The organism is Rothia sp. P5766 (assembly GCF_048513555.1).
Classification (GTDB): domain Bacteria; phylum Actinomycetota; class Actinomycetes; order Actinomycetales; family Micrococcaceae; genus Rothia.
The window spans coordinates 1-17,382 of sequence record NZ_JBLXXS010000004.1; the positions used below are offsets into that span (position 1 = coordinate 1).

A 17,382-nucleotide genomic window follows, 5' to 3' on the forward strand; every position below is an offset into this window, starting at 1 on the left:
TGGGTGAAAAACTGAAGCATGTGTTGAACTCTTGTACAAAAAACAATTTAAAAATTAACCTTATTGAGGAATTCTCATAATCACGCTTAGTCTTTCTCGTTTGCCACATCAACAGATTGAGCATCAACCGGCTGGGTCTGGCGTGAATCGCTCTGTGCGCCTTAGCGAACCGGGCCGTGAGGGTCAGCTTGCTACTGCTGTGCCTGCGCCCCAACCGGGCGGGCAGCCTGAGAGCAGGCCCGAACGGTGCAGAACCAGCCACCAAGCACCCGCCCGGTCCCTAGTCCCCTTGGCTGAACTGGGAGTTGTAGAGTTCAGCGTAGAAGCCACCTGCTGCCAGAAGCTCCTGGTGGGATCCGGACTCCACGATGTCGCCGTCGCGCATAGCGAAGATAAGGTCGGCGTCCCGGATGGTGGAGAGGCGGTGGGCAATCACAAAGGAGGTTTTACCCTCAGCCAGCTGGCCCAGGGCGCGGGCAATGAGCAGTTCGGTGCGGGTATCAACGGAACTGGTTGCTTCGTCCAGAATCAGTAGCGGCTTATCGGCAATCATGGCCCTGGCGATGGTGACTAGCTGTTTCTGGCCGGCTGAAAGCTGGGTCTGGTCGGTCAACACGGTGTCGTAGCCGGCGGGCAGCTGGGCTACTAGCTCATCCAGCCCCACAGCTGCAATGACCTCATCCAGCTTGTCCTGACTGACCTGCTCCAGGCCGTAGACCACGTTCTCCCGCAGGGTTCCCTCAAAAAGCCAGGTATCTTGTAGAACCATGGCGAAGAGCGAATCAACTTGCTCGCGGGTGAGCTGGTCGGTGGGTACACCGTCAATGCGGATCTGCCCGGAGTCCAGCTCGTAGAAGCGCATGAGCAGATTGACTAGGGTGGTTTTGCCGGCACCGGTGGGGCCAATAATTGCAACCTTCTGGCCGGCTGTGACCGATGCGGTAAAGCCGTGAATGATCTCCTTGCCGGGTTCGTAGCTAAAGCGGACCTGCTCAAAGTCCACGTTACCGCCTACCGGCTGATCCAGCTCGGTTGCCTTACTGCTTTCGTCCTCTAGTTCCTCTGCTTCAAGGAACTCAAAGACACGAGCACCGGCGGCTGCCGCAGACTGCAGAGCGGTAGCTGACTGGGCCAGTTGCCCCAGGGGGTTGGTGAAGAGCCGAACATAGACAATAAAGGCAACAATCACACCAAAGGTAATCTGCCCCTGCAACACCAGCGCGGCACCCACCACGCAGACCACTACATAGCCCAGGTTACCGATAAAGCCCATGAGCGGGAACATTAGCCCCGAGAAGAACATGGACTTCCAGGCCACCTGGTAGAGGTCCTCGTTGCGGCGGGCGAACTCGGCACGGGCGGCAGCCTCACCGTTATAGGCCCGAATGAGCGAGTGTCCTGAAAGGGTTTCCTCAATATGACCGTTGAGCTTACCCAAGAGCCGCTGCTGGGCCACAAAGTATTTCTGGCTGCGTGAGAGCACAAAACCGCTGGCAAACACACCGATCAGGGAAGCTGCAATAGCGGCCAGGGCCATACGCCAGTCGGTGTAGAACATCATGACCGCTGAACCAGCCAGAGTAACGACACCGGTGACGGTAGTGGCCAGGGAGTTGTTGAGGGTCTGTTGGAGGGTATCGACGTCGTTGGTCACGCGCGAGAGGGTGTCACCGGTGGAGCCCTTATCCAGGTAGGCCAGGGGGAGCCGATCAATCTTGCGGTCAAGGTCAGAGCGCATGGTGCGGGAAACCCACACGGTCGAGCGGGCCATGACCAAACCCTCAACCAGGCTGAGCACCAGCGATGTCACCAGGAAGGCCACAGAAATCCAGGCCAGCTTCCAGACCTGGTCCATATTGACGGAGCCGGTAAAACCCTTTTGAATCTCATCGGTAATAGCGGAAAGGAACTGGGGAGAAATGATATTGAGAATAACGCCTAGCACCGCGGCTACCAGGGCAACCACCATGCGGGGGAGTACAGGGCGCAGATAACCCAGCAGCTTGCCCATGGTTTCTTTGAAAGGCGCGGTGCTCTGCCCCTGGACCCGGTGGCGGGGCGGGCCTCCGGGGCCGGGGTGACCGCCACGGCCACTGGGCTTTTCACTTTTGAGCTGTTGATCGCGAAGCTGGGCAGCCTGTGCTAGCCCCTGCTGCGCAGATTCAAGCAGATCAAGGTCACCGGTTGTTTGGCTATGTTCGGGGTTGGTGCTCATTGGGCAAGCTCCTCTTCGGTCAGCTGGGAGAGGGCAATATCCTGGTAGACCTCATTGGTTGCCAACAGTTCTTGGTGGGTTCCGCTTCCCACGACCCTGCCCTTATCGAGCACGATGATGCGGTCAGCATCGCGGACCGTACCGATACGCTGGGCCACAATCAGCAGGGTTGCCCCGCCAGAGGCCTCCTTGAGCCGGGTGCGGATATCTCGCTCGGTCTTGTAATCCAGGGCAGAAAAAGAATCATCAAAGATCATGATGTGCCCGCCGCGCGCGAAAGCCCGCGCTAGAGAGATACGCTGTTTCTGCCCGCCCGAGAAGTTCTTGCCGTTTTGGGCCACGGGGGCCGCAAAGCCTCCCTCCTTGGTAGAGACAAAACCGGTGGTGGCTGCGCGGTCAGCGGCGGCCACCAGGTCCTCGGCAGTGACAGGTTTTAGCCCCTGGCCAAAGGCAATGTTGGAGGCAATAGTGCCAGAAAACAGGGTATTTTTCTGGGCCACAAAAGCCACCCGGTCACGCAGGTCTCTCTGGTTCCAGTTACGCACATCAACCCCGTCCACCAGTACGGTGCCGGAACGCACGTCGGCAAAGCGGGGGATTAGGTTGACCAGAGTGGATTTTCCGGAGCCGGTAGAACCAATAATGGCCACGGTTTGGCCGGGATCAGCTGTGAAGCTGACAGAGTGCAGGGCATCACCGTCGGCACCGGGGTAGCGGAAGCTCACGTCCCGGAACTCCAAGCTGCCAGCGGGTGCGGTGCCGGTGCTGGCTCCGCCATCTTGGATACCTGCTTGGGTATGGAGAACCTGGCGGATACGCCGCCAGGATACCAGTGCCCTGGGGCCCAAGACAAAGACCATGGTCATCATCATGAAACTAGTAACCACCAGCAGGGCATAGGTGGAAAAGGCAATCATCTGCCCGAAAGTTCCCATACGTTGAGTCAGCTCACCGGTGGAGTTAATGAGGGAGGCACCCAGCACATAGATAGAGAGCGAGAGCGCGGTCATGATAGCTGTCAGCAGGGGCATAATGAAGGCCATGGTGCTGGAGATAAAGAGGGTGTTATCCCGTAGGTCTGTGTTGACGCTCTCAAAGCGGTTACGGTGAAAGTCGCCGGTGATGTAGGCACGAATCACGCGCAGGCCGGTCAGATGCTCACGAGTTACCCGGTTGAGCTGGTCAGTGATCTTCTGCATGCGAATCATACGGGGAATGGCCAAGGACATAGCGGTAGCTAGCACCAGAATGGTCAATAAAACTGCGATGCCGGTGGGAACCGTCCATGTCCAGGACTGGCTGGCAATTTTTGAGCTTGCCCAAAAGGCCATAATGGGTGCTTTGATACTGACCTGCAGGCCCATAACCATGAAGATTTGTACCTGAGTGACATCGTTGGTAGTTCGGGTAATGAGTGAATCTGTACCCAAGGTGTTGACCTCGGCGCTGGATAGCTCAAAGGTTTTATCGTAGACAGCGGCTCTAAGGCGTCGAGCCAGGGTAGTACCAATAATCGCGGTACAAAAACCTGTAAGAATGGCACAGACCATGCTGGCTAATGCTGCGGCCAGCATCAGGGCACCATCCGGTGCAATATCGGACAGGGAACTAGTTGGCTGAGAAATGGTGCGGGTAATCTGCTCCATGTACTGGGGTATGCGCAGGTCTAGGTAGACCTGGCTCAGGATAGTCAAGAGAGCAAGGAGGGCTAGTGCCCATTCTCTTCGGTGGATAAAATGATAAATTTTCATGTTTTGCCTGGGTGGTATCTTAAAAAAGAAAAGCACCGCTGCGGACGGCACCGGTGCTTTCCAATTATGAACTACTGCCTGACTTTTGGCTAGGTCAGATCTTGCTTCTCATCGTTCAGCGTAGCGAACTTTCTTGACTAGGCCTTAGGGTTGTTGAGATCAGAGGCTTGGAAGGTGTTGCAACGGTTCATGTCAGCTGTCTTGTAACCGGTCATGAACCAGGCTGTACGCTGGGCACTGGTGCCGTGGGTGTAGGTGGATGAATCGGTGTGGCCCTGGCTTGTCATCTGTATGTGATCATCTCCGATAACCTCGGTTGCGTTGATGATTCTCTCTAAGTCATCGGAGCTAAAGGGTTTGATCTGAACGGGTGAGCTGGTGTCCTCTTGGGCGCCCCTGGCCCAGACACCTGCGTAGCAGTCAGCCTGCAGCTCAACGCGCACCGCCCCGGAGTCTGCCCCCTGGGGGTCATACTGGGAGTATTTGAGGTTACCGAGTAGGTTCTGAATATGGTGGCCGTATTCGTGGGCCAGTACATACTGTTCGGCACTCTGGCCGCCGGTTGCCCCCAGCTGGGTTTTCATGGTGTCAAAGAAGCCAGTTTGGACGTAGGCAACCTGGTCGGCGGGGCAGTAGAAGGGGCCTACTGCCTGGCTGGCAGAACCGCAACCGGTACTGACGGTCTCTTGTTTGAAGAGGTCAAGTTTTGGTGCAGTGTAGGCTATACCTGCTTGGTCGGGCAGAGCTGTCTGCCAGAAGTAGTCTAGCGAGTTGGCGGTTCCCACCATGTTGCAGTCGGTGTAGGTATTGGCATCTTCACCGGTCTTGCAATGGGCAAACTTTTCTCCTGAATCACCTTCAACCTGCTGGTAGTTGAAGCCACCACCGCCGGTGACCTGGTTGAGCATGTTAATGCCGTCCTGGCCAAAAATTATTCCAACAGCAAGTACCAGCACGATACCGCCTAAGCCACCACCGATTTTGAGTCCGGAGCCACCGCCTGAGCTGCCGGAACTACCTGAGCTACGTACCCGGTCGGTGTTCAGCCGGGAGTTTTCTTTAAAAGCCATCATGGATACAGCATAAGCTGTGAACTTCCCCTGAAGACCATTTCTGCACCCCGGCGGTTTGCCTTGTCCTGCTTACACCCCGGTAAGTGTTATACCGGCAGACAGAACAATTAGCGAGAATCTAGCCCGCGGGCGGCGAGCGCGTCACCTGTGTCCTGGGCGTAGGAGACGGTGGAGATGACCAGCGGAATGAAGAGACGAAAGCGCGAGACTTTGAGGCCGCGAGCGGTGACTGATTCTTGAAGGAAGGACCAGGTATCGATGATCGTTGGAATGGAGCGAATCATCAGTGCCAGGGCAAGGCCGATGCCTTGTGGGGAGATACCAAGGTGACGGAGGGGCGAGCAGAGCCAGATGAAGCCGTCAATGATGACCGGTAGGGGAGTCGACCAGAGCAGAACCTTGGCGGCAAAGAGCAGGCTGAGTAGACCTAGCAGGGTGTCTGCCCCTCGGGCCAGGGTGCCGGTGTACCAGTAGTAGAGCAGGAGGAAGCCCAGAAGCCAGGCGAGTGATCCTAGTGCCTGCACCCAGGTCATAACTGGTATCTGGGCGAGGGTGCCTAGAGCTATGACGATCACAAGCACAGCCGCCGCGATGCTCCACTGGCTGGTGAGCGTGAGTAGGGCGGTGAGTGTGAGCAGAGAAAGAGCCTTGACGCTCAGCGGTGTTCTGTGGATCGGTGTTTCTAAGGGCTGGTAGGTTCCAAAGAGGTGGTGGGCGGCGTTCACGGGTGGTTCTCTTCAGGGCTTTCTGCAGTGGGCTCTGAATCTACAGCAGGAAAGCCCTCGGCGCACCAGCGCCGGTAGTCAGATAGGATGCTGGCCGTAGGTCCCTGGGCTAGTAGCCTGCCTTCGTGGATTACCAGTGCTTCGGTGCAGGTGGCCGCTAATTCAAGGTCGTGGGTAGAAATCAGGAGTTGCTGAGGCAGGGTGTCTAGTAGCTCAATGAGCTTTAGCCTGTTCCTGAGGTCTAGCAGGGTGGTTGGTTCATCGAGCAGGAGCACGCTTGGCTCTACTGCCAGAACCGACGAAAGTGCGGTGAGCTGTTTCTCCCCACCGGAGAGGTTGTAGATCGGGTCAAAAGCCCGCTGTTCAACTCCCTGGTGGGCCAGTTGTGTCAGTGCCTTCTCCCGCCGCTCCTTGCGGTCTTTAATGTGCTGAAAGGACAGCTCAACATCTTCAACGCCGGTGGGCATCACCAACTGGGCCCCCGGGTCAGAGAAAAGCATACCCACGTGCGAACGAACGTGGTTGAGATTTTCGTAGACGCTCAGCCCGTGAACGGTTACTTTCCCGCTACTGAGGGGAGCAAGCCCGTTGAAGAGCCTCAGAAAAGTTGATTTGCCCGAACCGTTGAGCCCCAGGACGGCGGTCCTGTTAGCAGTCAGGGTGACTGTGACATCGTGCAGGAGGGTGCGTTGGCCCGTGCCTGTGGGGGCGGTGACGGTTGCTTGCCGGGTGCTCAGAATGTTCGGCTCAGAAAATACCACTGGGCCTGACTCTCTGGGGGAGCTTCTTCGGGAAGATCGGGAGAAAATCACGGTGTATATAGTACCCAAGCCTTAGCGGCCTGAGCCTGCTAGCGCGGGGAAGGCACGGTGCACCGAGAGGGCAATGGCTACGGCTACAGCGCATTTGATGAGGTCGCCGGGAACGTAAATCATGGCAGCTGCAAGGGCGGTGCCCAGGTCCAGGTGGGCATTGACCATCATGCCTGCTACACCGAAGACCTGAATAACTGCGAAGCCCGCTAACGCGGAGACTGCTAGGCCCAGAGCAGTAACCGCTTTTGAGCGGCTAGGCCCCAAGAAGCGGTAGGCCAGAAAGCCTGCTATAAAAGCGCCGGGAACAAAACCGAGAAGATAACCGAAGGAGGGGGAAGCTACCACACCGAAGCCACCGCTACCACCGGCAAATACGGGCAGACCCAGCAGGCCCGCTAGCAGGTAGAGAGCTACCGAAAGACCGGCACGCCTAGCACCCAAGATGAGGGCAACGGTGTAGACCGCCAGGGTTTGTAGGGTAATGGGCACGGCAACCGGTCCAACCGGAATAGCGGGTAGAAGCGAGCAGGCGGCAATAAAGGCGGCAAAGATAGCTATGAGAGCGAGGTTGCGGCCCGGTTGAGCGGCGGTGGTATGGGGTAAAGTCATCATGTCCTCACTATAGGGGAGGCTGAACACCCTTTAAAAATGGAGACTGCACTATCTCATATAGGAAAACCTCACCGAGAAATGCGGAATGCAGAGCGGATACCAGGAAGAAGCCGAGTTAGTGGATCCTGCGGGTATCTTAAACCCAAAAAATCTCTTATTCCGCGCATGAGCTAGATCCTCCAAGTATCGAGTCTTCTGGCTGTAGAATGGTGAGCTGGCATTCAGGGAGCTATCGTTGTCTTTCCTGTGCCTCTCTTTTCACTGTCATACCCTAGGGAGTTTTACCCCGTGCTATCTGTTTCTAACCTTGAACTGCGAGCAGGTGCCCGCCTGCTCATGGAGGATGTTAACTTCCGTATTGATAAGGGTGACAAGGTTGGGCTGGTTGGCCGTAACGGTGCGGGTAAAACCACTATGACCAAGGTGCTGGCCGGGCTGACTCTGCCTGCTGACGGTACCGTTAGCAGGGGTGGGACTATCGGCTATCTGCCTCAGGACCCCAAGGTCGATGATATGACCCAGCTCGCTAAGGACCGTATCTTCTCCGCTCGCGGGCTGGACGGTGTTGCCCGTAAGATGCGTCAGGCCCAGGAGATGATGGCCAGCGAAGACCCCGCTGAGCACGCCAAAGGCATGCGCCGCTACGACCGGCTTGAGGCAGAATTTATTGCCGGCGGCGGGTATGCTGCCGAGTCTGAGGCCGCAACCATCACTGCTAACCTTGACCTGCCAGAGCGTGTGCTTAACCAGCCGCTTTCCACCCTCTCCGGCGGTCAACGCCGCCGCGTTGAGCTAGCCCGTATTCTCTTCGCTAACGCCGACACCATGTTGCTCGATGAGCCCACCAACCACCTGGACGCCGATTCTGTGGTCTGGTTGCGTGACTTCCTCAAGAACTACCAGGGCGGGATCCTGGTCATTAGCCACGATGTTGAGCTCATGGAGCTTGTCGTCAACAAGGTTTTTTACCTGGATGCTAACCGCTGTGTCATTGATATCTACAATATGGGCTGGAAGAACTATCTGCTGCAGCGGGAACAAGATGAGGCCCGCCGTAAGCGCGAGCGCGCCAATGCACAGAAGAAGGCTGGCGCTCTCATGGAGCAGGCTAACAAAATGCGCGCTAAGGCAACCAAGGCGGTTGCGGCCCAGCAGATGATTAAGCGTGCCGAAAAGCTCATGCGCGGCCTGGAAGATGAGCGTCGTGTCGATAAGGTTGCCGCTATCCGCTTCCCGGACCCTGCTCCCTGCGGCAAGACCCCGCTTTCCGCCGAGGGCCTTTCCAAGAGCTATGGTTCGCTTGAGATTTTCACCGACGTGGATCTGGCGATTGACCGTGGTTCCCGTGTGGTGGTGCTGGGCTTTAACGGTGCCGGTAAGACAACGCTTTTGCGTATGCTGGCTCAGGCCACCCAGCCTGACACCGGTGAAGTCATTTATGGTCACGGCGCTAAGGTCGGCTATTTTGCTCAGGAACACGAAATCCTGGACGGTGAGCGCACTGTTTTTGAGAATATGAAGTCTGCGGCCCCTGATTTGGACGATACTAAGGTCCGCACCATTCTGGGGTCTTTCCTCTTCTCGGGCGACGATGTCGATAAGCCCGCCGGTGTGCTCTCGGGTGGGGAGAAAACCCGCCTGTCTTTGGCGACCTTGGTTGCATCGTCAGCTAATGTGCTTTTGCTCGATGAGCCTACCAACAACCTTGACCCCGCATCGCGTGAGGAAATCCTGAACGCCTTGAAGAATTACCAGGGGGCAATTGTCATGGTTTCTCACGATGAGGGTGCGGTTGAGGCGCTGGACCCAGAACGTGTACTGCTGCTACCTGATGCGGTAGAGGATCTGTGGAGCAAGGAATACCAGGATCTGATCTCACTGGCATAAGGGGTGCAATCACCGGTTAGGTTCTGTGGCCTTACGCGGGGAACTATAAATGGTCCCTACCAATTTGCCTGTGTGTCTCTTTCTTACGAGTCTTAGTCGTTATGCAGGTCACGTGGCATGGGATCAATAATGTGTGATTGTTGGGTTTGGGGCCAAAAAACCAAATATCACGAAACGGTAACGTCATCTCTTGCCTAGTAAGCCCCAGAGCAATGAGCGTAGAGTAAATACCAGCCCTCGAGGCTAATAACCCCGAGTGCTTATCAAGAAAAACCACCCCGCCGATGTGGTGGAACCACCGGCTAACGCAGGCGTTAGCTAAGAACCTTGAAAGGAAGATTCTATGCTCGAATCACACGACGTACGTTACCCTGAAATCGCCGAAGAGGGCACCGAGGTAGACGTTTTTTGGACTGAAGACTAGGTCAATCACCGCACGTCGTCTTTTGTTTTGCTTCAGTACATTCCATGTGTGCTTCTAGGCTCATAGGTAATTTGCGTGAAGGGGGCCGGAGTTCTTACTCCGGCCCCCTTTCTTTGCCTCTGTCATGGGCTAGCATCTGAGGGCACGCCCGGTACCTACCTATCAGAGATGAATTGGCTGATGAGCTCGCCAGGGGGCAAATGGGTGATGCCCAGGATCGTCAGCGCATAAAGCCCGACATAAGAGGCCAACAGTCCTGAGAAAATATTCTCACGGTTACTGCCAGCATCCCCTAGCACAGGTAGCGCCATATACCCGCTCCTGCGCCACAGAGGGCTGGGAACCAGAGGCCTAAATGTTGCAGGCCAGAAGGGGTTTACTCCGCGGGTGGTAAGTGCATCACCCACAATATGGGCTGTGGCCCCGGCCAAGATTGCCCAGGGCATCGTAGCAAAAGAATTGGTGTAGATAGTACCCGCCATGACCACCAGCGCACCAGCCCAACCCCCAGGCGCTCTAAAGGTGCGCAGAGCAAGCCCACCCGCAAAGCCAGCCAGCGCCAAAGCAAGGAGTGGTACCCCTGCGTAGGTTAAGCGGTTGGCGCTAAGAGCTAGCACCCAAAAGAAAGCCAGGCCTATCAGAGAATGGGTGCCTTTGCGATGGCCGCCTGAGATTTTGGCAACCAGCCGTACAACCCACCGGCTGACAGGGGGTATGGAATGTGCAATTGACCCGTTGTGGTGATCGATATCGGGTAGCATGCCTGCACCAGCGGCAGCCAAAGTGGTAACGGCGAGCGTGGCGGGATCATCAATTCTGATAATCCCGGATTCATTCAGAGCAAGCCAGGCAGCTGCTGCGCTGATTGAGTGTGAATACCCCATCATGGCGGGCTGAACCTCCTCATGAAAAGCAAAACACCACCCTAGCACATATTCGAAAGTATGTTCTAATAGGATCGGAGGGGCGGGCAAGATCCTCCTTGGGCGGTTATGCACTAGAGTTTCTCGCCTAAGCAGGCAGAGAGGACAAGCCGAAAAGACCTGACATAAACCTTGTCAGTTTGCCCGGTAGAGGAGTTCGACCGGTAGGATTAACCCTGTCCTCCACCGCCTGGTAGCTCAAGGCGATTTTTCTGTTAACTTCACATCGAAAGTCCTCCGTTGAACCAACATACCCAAGGGTCGGCCCACACGGCCCCTGCTGAAACTTCAACCGACATGCTCTACCAGCTAGACGACGTCCCGCCCCTGGGCGTCTCGATTTTACTGGCCCTGCAACATATTCTGGCCGCTTTTGCCGGTATCATCGCCGTACCCCTCGTTGTCTGCACAGCCTTGAATTTCTCCCTTGCACAAACCTCATTGATGGTTTCTGCCTCGATTTTTGTGGCAGGTATCGCCACTTTTATCCAGTCCAAGGGCATCGGGCCCGTGGGTGCTCGCGTCCCCGGCATGATGGGCACCGACTTCACCTTCGTTAACCCCACCATAGCGGTGGGTAGCCAGTTCGGCATGGCTGGTATTGTGGCGGCGACCCTTTCTGCTTCGCTGGTTGAGGTTATCCTCAGCCGCTTCATCAAGCCACTGATGCGGTTCTTCCCGCCACTGATAACCGGTACCGTGGTTGCCCTGATCGGTATCACTCTGCTCCCTGTCAGCATGGACTGGGCGGCAGGTGGTGTGGGCTCCGAGGATTACGGCTCGCTCCAGAACCTCACTATCGCCTTCGGCGTTATGACCCTCACCCTGGCGATTGCTCATTTTGGTCGAGGTATCCTCCGCGCAGCTGCCGTCTTTATTGGCATGGTTGCAGGCTACCTAGTCTGCATCCCTCTGGGTCTGGTCGATCTCTCCGTTGTGGGGGATGCCCCCTGGTTCGCGCTGCCGAACATCTTTGCTTACGGCTTCCACTTTGACTGGGCCTCTACCCTGGCCTTTGTCCCCGCCTACATTGTGTCCACCATCGGTACCGTGGGTATCATGATGGCTATCGGTCAGGCTTCCGGCCACACCTTGGAGAGCAAACGCGTATCGAACGGTGTTCTAGCGGACGGCGTTGGCTCAGCTATGGCCGGTATTTTCGGCGCAGGACCGAACACTTCTTTCTCCCAGAACGTCGGCCTGATTGCTCTGACCAAGGTGGCCTCCCGCCGTGTCATGATTATTGCCGGCCTGATTCTGGCTGTGCTGGGTGTCTTCCCCAAGCTCTCAGCCCTAATTTCTGTGATGCCTCAACCCGTCCTTGGTGGTGCTGGTGTTATCATGTTCGGTCTGGTTGCGGCTCAGGGGATTAAGACCCTAGCCTCCATTGAATTGGGGGACCGTGAGCTACTCATCGTTTCGGTGGCCTTTGCCCTAGGTATTGGCGTGACCGTACGCCCCGGTATGCTGGCAAACCTCCCCGGCGCCCTCCAGATGATTTTCTCCTCGGGTATCTCAACAGGTACGCTGGTTGCTCTGCTTCTAAACGTGGTTCTATTCGACCGTAAGAAAAAGGTGAGCGCATGAAACTCCTGGAAGAACGCATCCGCAGGGACGGAAGAATCCTGCCCGGAAATATCCTCAAAGTTGACCAGTTCATCAACCACCAGGTGGACCCCCAGCTCATGGTGGAAATGGGACGCGACTTCGCTGAGCACTTCAAGGACGCGGGGATTACGCGGGTTCTTACCCTTGAAGTATCTGGCATTTCAATGGCTATGACGGCCGCCCTACACCTGGGCGTTCCCATGGTTTTTGCCAAAAAGATTTCTTCAAAGACACTGTCTACCGACACCTACAATTCCAAGGTCTTCTCCTACACCAAGAAGATCGAATACGACATCCGGGTGGACAAGCGCTTTGTCACCCCCGAAGACAGAATCCTGATCATCGATGACTTCCTGGCCAACGGACAGGCCCTCCACGGTCTGACCCACCTGTGTGAGCAGGGCGGTGCTACCGTAGCAGGTATCGGTATTGCGATTGAAAAGGTATTCCAGGGTGGCGGTAAAGATTTCCGCGACCGTGGCTACGATGTTTATTCTCTGGCCATGATTGACCACTTCACCGAAGACGGTGTCGTCTTCAGCCACGAACTAGAGTCAAGCTCCTAGAAACACTCGGGCCCCACACCATCACACGGTGCGGGGCCCGAACTGTAACTAGAGGAGCTTATCGACCAGTGCGTCCTCTTCTTCCTCATCAGTGGGGCGTGAGCGCTTCTTGGGAGGCTTTGGCCGCACAATGGACTTCATATGTGCAGGCATATCGTCCACAAACTCCATACGGCGGCGAATAATTTCTTCGTCTACCTCGCCAATATAGTTGCCCTCAGCGTCATAGAACTGGCTGTAGTAAGCATCGAGTTCAGCGGCAAGCTGGGCGTCAAGCTCATCATTGCGCACCTTTTGGCGGGCAGACCAGAAGAAAGCAACATAGAACATAAGAGCGAAGCAGTACCACTGCACAGAGTAGGACAGGTTAGGGCCGTAATCCTGCTCCGGCTTATCCCTCTGAACCGGTGCGCTTGCGGGAGCCGGGCTTTCGCTGGCCATGACACCATAGTTGGCGGTAGCAAGGTCTAAGCCTGTGAGCTCAGCGATTTCTGGTAAATCGATGGAGGTTATCTGCCCCTTGACGGGCGAGGCCCCCGTATCAATTTCGCCCTCAACAATTCGTGCGGTTAGGGTAATCTCACCGCTGGGAGGCTGGGGAATAGGGGTAGCGGTTGCCGCCGCATCACCAAAAGCCGCTTCGACCCATCCCCGGTTGATAACGATCATCTGACCGGTATTTGTGCGGAAGGGGACCAGAACCTCGTAGCCGTTCAGCCCGTTATAGGGCCTATTGCGAACCAGTAGCTGTTGATCGGCGAGATAGGTGCCAGCCATCTCAACCTGTTGCCACCGCAAATCAGGGTGCGGGGAAGAGAAAAGCTCGGGGGAGTCTGCAAGGAGTATCGGGTCAGCATCATAGTTGAGAGATATTCGCTCGTTACTGAAATCCAGAGCCTCTTTGCGGCTCATCTGCCACTGGGCCAGGTAGAGGCAAATTAGCGAAGCAACCACAGTGAGTGCAAAAATACCAATCCATTTACCAGAGAAAAGAAACCCGTATTTTTTCATCACGTACCTTGCTGAATATGCACTAAAGAGAGAACCAAGAGCCTATTGTACGGACTCAGCTGGCAACACACCCTAGGAGAGCGGGCGGGTCTGCTTCCAAAAACCGCGTGCCACCAAAAAATCTTGCAGATAGGCCGTGTGCTCGGTACAGGCCGTCCAAGTCTTGCGCCGATCGGGTGTATGGATTTTGGGGTTATTCCACAGAATCTCAGAGGTAGCCGCCGCCTGGCACCCCTTACGTGAACACTTAATGAAATCCGGCTGAGGAAGAGCCGATGATCCACTGTGCTGTGCCGAAGTCAAATTACCGAGTATATCCATGCTTACAGCCCTCCCTGCCTGCCGGAGGAAGAACCCCCGTCATCGTGCTCGTCCTCGACCAGCTCACCGTCAATAACAATAGGTCCATCGGTAGATACAGCTTCTTCCCCCGATTGCCAATCATGCTCCGCCTGGTCCTGCCGGCTGATCCGCTCCTCCTGCGCCGCTGCAATAGCGGCCTGCTGCTCCGCCGGTAGGTAGGCTGTAAAACTTGACCCACCCTGCTGATGCTCGCCATTGGCCACCACAACCGCTAGCCAAGGGATAATTGCTGCCCCAGCTAAGAAAATCCACTGCCAGACACCCTCAACCATCACAGCCGCAATGATAAAGATAATGCGTAAAAACATCTTGAAGGCATAGCTTTTAGCGCGTGCACTCACACCTGTCGACTGGCGTTCTGCCGCACCAGTAATCTCAAATACCTCAGAATCACCAGAAGCGTAACCGGCCGCTTTCAAGTCCTCCGCAGTCCAATATTTAGCAGCCATATTTTCACCTCCCGGGCGCAGTTAAAGCTACTTCCACTAGTGTAACCCCAGTCAAACTAACAGAACCCGGCAGACTAAATAACACGCGTTTACCCGGTAAACCTGCCCCTGCCCACGCCAAACGCGTAAAATAGGGGCAGAAAAACAACCCCCACCCCAAGGGAAACCCATGAGCAACCAAACCGTACTCATCACCGGTGGCAACCGAGGCATCGGCTACGCCATGGCCCAAGCCTTCAAACAGGCCGGCTACCAGGTAGCTGTCACCTACCGCTCCGGTCAAGCCCCCACCGAGTTCTTCGCCGTCAAAGCCGATGTCACCGACGCCGCCTCCATCGACGCCGCATTCAGCGCCGTAGAAGCCGAATTCGGTCCCATCGGAGTCCTTATCGCTAACGCAGGCATCACCAAAGATACCCTACTCATGCGCATGAGCGAAGAGGACTTCACCTCAGTCATCGACACCAACCTCACCGGTGCCTTCCGCGTCGCCCAGCGCGCCACCAAGGGCCTGCTCAAAAACAAGCGCGGCCGCATCATCTTCATCTCCTCGGTCGTAGGCCTCTACGGCAACCCCGGCCAGGTCAACTACTCAGCCTCAAAAGCCGGCCTGGTCGGCATGGCCAGATCCATCACCCGCGAACTAGGCTCCCGCAACATCACTGCCAACGTGATTGCACCCGGCTTCATCCAAACCGACATGACCGATGCACTCTCCGACGAGATCAAGAAGCAGTACACCGACTCAATCCCCGCCCGCCGCTTCGCCACACCACAGGAAATTGCTGACGTGGCTCTCTTCCTGGCATCAGATGCCGCAAGCTACATCAGCGGGGCCGTGATTCCCGTTGACGGCGGTTTAGGCATGGGGCATTAGGGTGTTAACGGGAATCACATTCCGTTTGCTGGCTGATTAAACCTGATAGGCCTCAGCCCACTCACCTCCTCACCGGTTCGCTAACGCCCTCACGCGATTCACGCCAGACCCAGCCCGTGGGCTTCCGGCATACCGGCCCTAAGCCAAGGCAGCAGCCAGACCAAAGCTATTGAAGAAAGAAAATTACATGTCACTTCAGAACAAAACCATCATCATTACCGGCTCCTCACGCGGCGTAGGCGCAGATACCGCCCAAATTCTTGCCGCCCAGGGCGCAAACATCGTCGTCAACTACCGCTCCAAGGCACCCCGAGCCCAGAAAGTAGTGGCAACCATTGAAGAGGCCGGTGGCTCCGCCATCGCCGTTCAGGGCGATGTCACCAAGGCCGAAGACGCTCAGGCCCTCATCGACGCCGCCCTTGAAGCCTACGGTTCCTTGGACTACCTGATTCTCAACGCCTCCGGCGGTATGGAATCCGGTATGCCCGAGGACTATGCCATGACCCTCAACCGCGACTCACAGCTCCGTCTGGCACGACTAGCCGCCGAAAAAATGACCCAAGGCGGCCGCATCGTCTTCGTGACCAGCCACCAGGCGCACTTCATTCGTGAGGTAGAAACCATGCCCGAGTACCAGCCGGTAGCAGAGTCCAAGCGGGCCGGTGAAGACGCTCTGCTGGCTGAGGTTCCTGCCCTGACTGAGCGCGGTCTATCGCTGGTCGTTGTCTCTGCCGACATGATTGAAGGCACCGTCACGGCGGCCCTGCTCAACCGCCTGCACCCCGGCGCTATCGAAGCCCGCCGCGAAGAAGCCGGCAAGCTCTACACCGTCAATGAGTTCGCTCAAGAAATCTCAAAGATGGTTACCGCCGACGTTGAAACCGGCCATATCGAGCTGGTCGGCGGAGCAGGCGGCTTCATCAAATAGGAAGCATGACCCCAGCAGATACAAGGGGGCGCCTGCGGAACTTCCACAGGTGACTCCCTTGTATCCTCAGAAAAAGTATTGCAACCCTAGAATCCCACGAAATGGCGCACAGCATCCAGGCGGGGGAAAGGGACCTGTGCATCGGCAACCTCGCGCAGGGCTTCTTTCGCGCAGTAGGCAACACCCAACTCAGCCTGACCTAGCATCAAAATATCGTTGGCTCCATCACCCACCGCAAGCACCTGCGAGAGATCAACCCCAAACTCCTGAGCCCATTCCAGCAAGGACTCACGCTTGACCTCAGCGGTAACAACCTGCCCGGTAACCTTCCCCGTTAGTGCCCCATCGTCAACCTCCAGCCTATTTGCCCGGTACCTGGTGAGGCTGAGCTCACCGGCCAGGGGAGCCAAGACCTGCATAAACCCACCAGAAACAACACACACGGCATGCCCTGCCTCCAAAAACAGGCTAACTAGCTCATGAGCCCCCGCAGAGAATTTCACACTCCCAGCAACTTGCGCAATAACATCCTCGCTAAGACCGGCAAGCGCGCAGACACGCTCGCGCAGGGACTGCTCAAAATCAAGCTCACCGCGCATAGCCCGCTCGGTCACCGCAGCAACCTCAGCACCACGGCCCGCCGCTACCGCCAACTCGTCAATAACCTCCTGGCCAATGAGAGTCGAATCAACGTCCATAACGAGGAGTTTCTTCTCGGAACCGGTCAGGGAACATGGAACAAAGTTCACATGATACCCCCGCTCGCAGAGCGTATCTAAAGCTGCGACCTCTTGCCTGAGCCCGTCAATCTCACCGGCAGAATATTCCGCATCGGCGGTGTAGACCCAATACGCAGGCCCGGAGAGCTCACCTGCAACCGCGCATTCCTGCATATAGTCAGACTTGCCGTTGGTCAGCTGTAGGCCTTCAACCTCACCGAGAACCTGTAAGAACCAACCCTGATCAAAAGGTGGCGTGCTACTAGTGGCGGGGGCAAAGGCTACAAGGCGCATAGAAACACTCATGGCTCCCATTCTAAAAGTTTCAGCTAAGCCATGTTGCCAGCTAGTGCTCTGACACGCGATACGGATATAACCCTTTGGCTCCCCTTGCAACAAACTAGGCAGGTGAACCCAAAAGGTACTAAAGTTGGGT

At 56.3% G+C, this 17,382-nt stretch carries 16 protein-coding genes; 5 read left to right on the forward strand and 11 right to left on the reverse strand.

From position 1 onward, the window contains the following. Positions 1-280: 280 nt before the first annotated feature. The 6 genes from ACN08V_RS02790 to ACN08V_RS02815 form a co-directional block, all read right to left on the reverse strand. Positions 281-2,215, reverse strand: coding sequence for an ABC transporter ATP-binding protein (locus ACN08V_RS02790; protein ID WP_419104467.1), 1,935 nt, complete (start codon positions 2,213-2,215; stop codon positions 281-283). Next, on the reverse strand, positions 2,212-3,966 hold the full coding sequence (locus tag ACN08V_RS02795; RefSeq protein WP_419104468.1) for an ABC transporter ATP-binding protein: 1,755 nt from the start codon (positions 3,964-3,966) through the stop codon (positions 2,212-2,214). The genes ACN08V_RS02790 and ACN08V_RS02795 overlap by 4 nt, the downstream gene beginning before the upstream one ends. A 137-nt stretch (positions 3,967-4,103) precedes the next feature. Continuing rightward, complete coding sequence (locus ACN08V_RS02800) at positions 4,104-5,039, reverse strand: neutral zinc metallopeptidase (RefSeq protein WP_419104469.1); 936 nt, start codon at positions 5,037-5,039, stop codon at positions 4,104-4,106. A gap of 107 nt (positions 5,040-5,146) precedes the next feature. Beyond that, positions 5,147-5,764, reverse strand: a complete 618-nt coding sequence (locus tag ACN08V_RS02805; protein ID WP_419104470.1) for a CbiQ family ECF transporter T component — start codon at positions 5,762-5,764, stop codon at positions 5,147-5,149. Beyond that, entirely contained in the window at positions 5,761-6,525 is a 765-nt protein-coding gene (locus ACN08V_RS02810) for an energy-coupling factor ABC transporter ATP-binding protein (RefSeq protein ID WP_419104471.1), read from the reverse strand. Before ACN08V_RS02810 ends, ACN08V_RS02805 begins: the two co-directional genes overlap by 4 nt. Before the next feature lie 72 nt (positions 6,526-6,597). Continuing rightward, positions 6,598-7,191 carry a biotin transporter BioY gene (locus ACN08V_RS02815; RefSeq protein WP_419104472.1) on the reverse strand — a complete coding sequence of 198 codons (594 nt, stop codon included), beginning with the start codon at positions 7,189-7,191 and terminating at the stop codon, positions 6,598-6,600. 336 nt (positions 7,192-7,527) lie between these two features. Here ACN08V_RS02815 and abc-f point away from each other — a divergent pair, with 336 nt between their 5' ends. Beyond that, complete coding sequence (gene abc-f, locus ACN08V_RS02820; protein ID WP_419099808.1) at positions 7,528-9,078, forward strand: ribosomal protection-like ABC-F family protein; 1,551 nt, start codon at positions 7,528-7,530, stop codon at positions 9,076-9,078. A 579-nt stretch (positions 9,079-9,657) separates the two neighbouring features. Here the strand turns inward: abc-f and ACN08V_RS02825 are convergent. After that, on the reverse strand, positions 9,658-10,389 hold the full coding sequence (locus ACN08V_RS02825) for a metal-dependent hydrolase (protein ID WP_419104473.1): 732 nt from the start codon (positions 10,387-10,389) through the stop codon (positions 9,658-9,660). A gap of 276 nt (positions 10,390-10,665) precedes the next feature. Between ACN08V_RS02825 and ACN08V_RS02830 the strand changes: the two genes are divergently transcribed. Continuing rightward, a complete protein-coding gene (locus tag ACN08V_RS02830) occupies positions 10,666-12,012 on the forward strand; it encodes a uracil-xanthine permease family protein (protein WP_419099745.1) in 1,347 nt (448 codons plus the stop codon). Beyond that, positions 12,009-12,599 carry a xanthine phosphoribosyltransferase gene (locus ACN08V_RS02835; protein WP_419099744.1) on the forward strand — a complete coding sequence of 197 codons (591 nt, stop codon included), beginning with the start codon at positions 12,009-12,011 and terminating at the stop codon, positions 12,597-12,599. The genes ACN08V_RS02830 and ACN08V_RS02835 overlap by 4 nt, the downstream gene beginning before the upstream one ends. A gap of 48 nt (positions 12,600-12,647) precedes the next feature. Here the strand turns inward: ACN08V_RS02835 and ACN08V_RS02840 are convergent, their stop codons facing one another. From ACN08V_RS02840 to ACN08V_RS02850, 3 genes are all read right to left on the reverse strand, one after another. Then, positions 12,648-13,610: an SURF1 family protein gene (locus ACN08V_RS02840; RefSeq protein ID WP_419099743.1), complete on the reverse strand. Its 963-nt coding sequence runs from the start codon at positions 13,608-13,610 to the stop codon at positions 12,648-12,650. A 72-nt stretch (positions 13,611-13,682) separates the two neighbouring features. Then, on the reverse strand, positions 13,683-13,931 hold the full coding sequence (locus tag ACN08V_RS02845; protein WP_419104474.1) for an acetone carboxylase: 249 nt from the start codon (positions 13,929-13,931) through the stop codon (positions 13,683-13,685). Between the two features lie 2 nt (positions 13,932-13,933). Continuing rightward, on the reverse strand, positions 13,934-14,422 hold the full coding sequence (locus tag ACN08V_RS02850; protein WP_419104475.1) for a DUF3099 domain-containing protein: 489 nt from the start codon (positions 14,420-14,422) through the stop codon (positions 13,934-13,936). Between the two features lie 169 nt (positions 14,423-14,591). On the opposite strand from ACN08V_RS02850, the gene fabG reads away from it, so the two are divergent. Beyond that, complete coding sequence (fabG, locus tag ACN08V_RS02855; protein ID WP_419099740.1) at positions 14,592-15,299, forward strand: 3-oxoacyl-[acyl-carrier-protein] reductase; 708 nt, start codon at positions 14,592-14,594, stop codon at positions 15,297-15,299. A 187-nt stretch (positions 15,300-15,486) separates the two neighbouring features. Then, a complete protein-coding gene (locus ACN08V_RS02860) occupies positions 15,487-16,227 on the forward strand; it encodes an SDR family oxidoreductase (RefSeq protein ID WP_419104476.1) in 741 nt (246 codons plus the stop codon). Positions 16,228-16,313: 86 nt separating this feature from the next. On the opposite strand, the gene serB is transcribed toward ACN08V_RS02860, so the two are convergent. Then, positions 16,314-17,252: a phosphoserine phosphatase SerB gene (serB, locus tag ACN08V_RS02865; RefSeq protein WP_419104477.1), complete on the reverse strand. Its 939-nt coding sequence runs from the start codon at positions 17,250-17,252 to the stop codon at positions 16,314-16,316. Positions 17,253-17,382 lie beyond the last annotated feature (130 nt).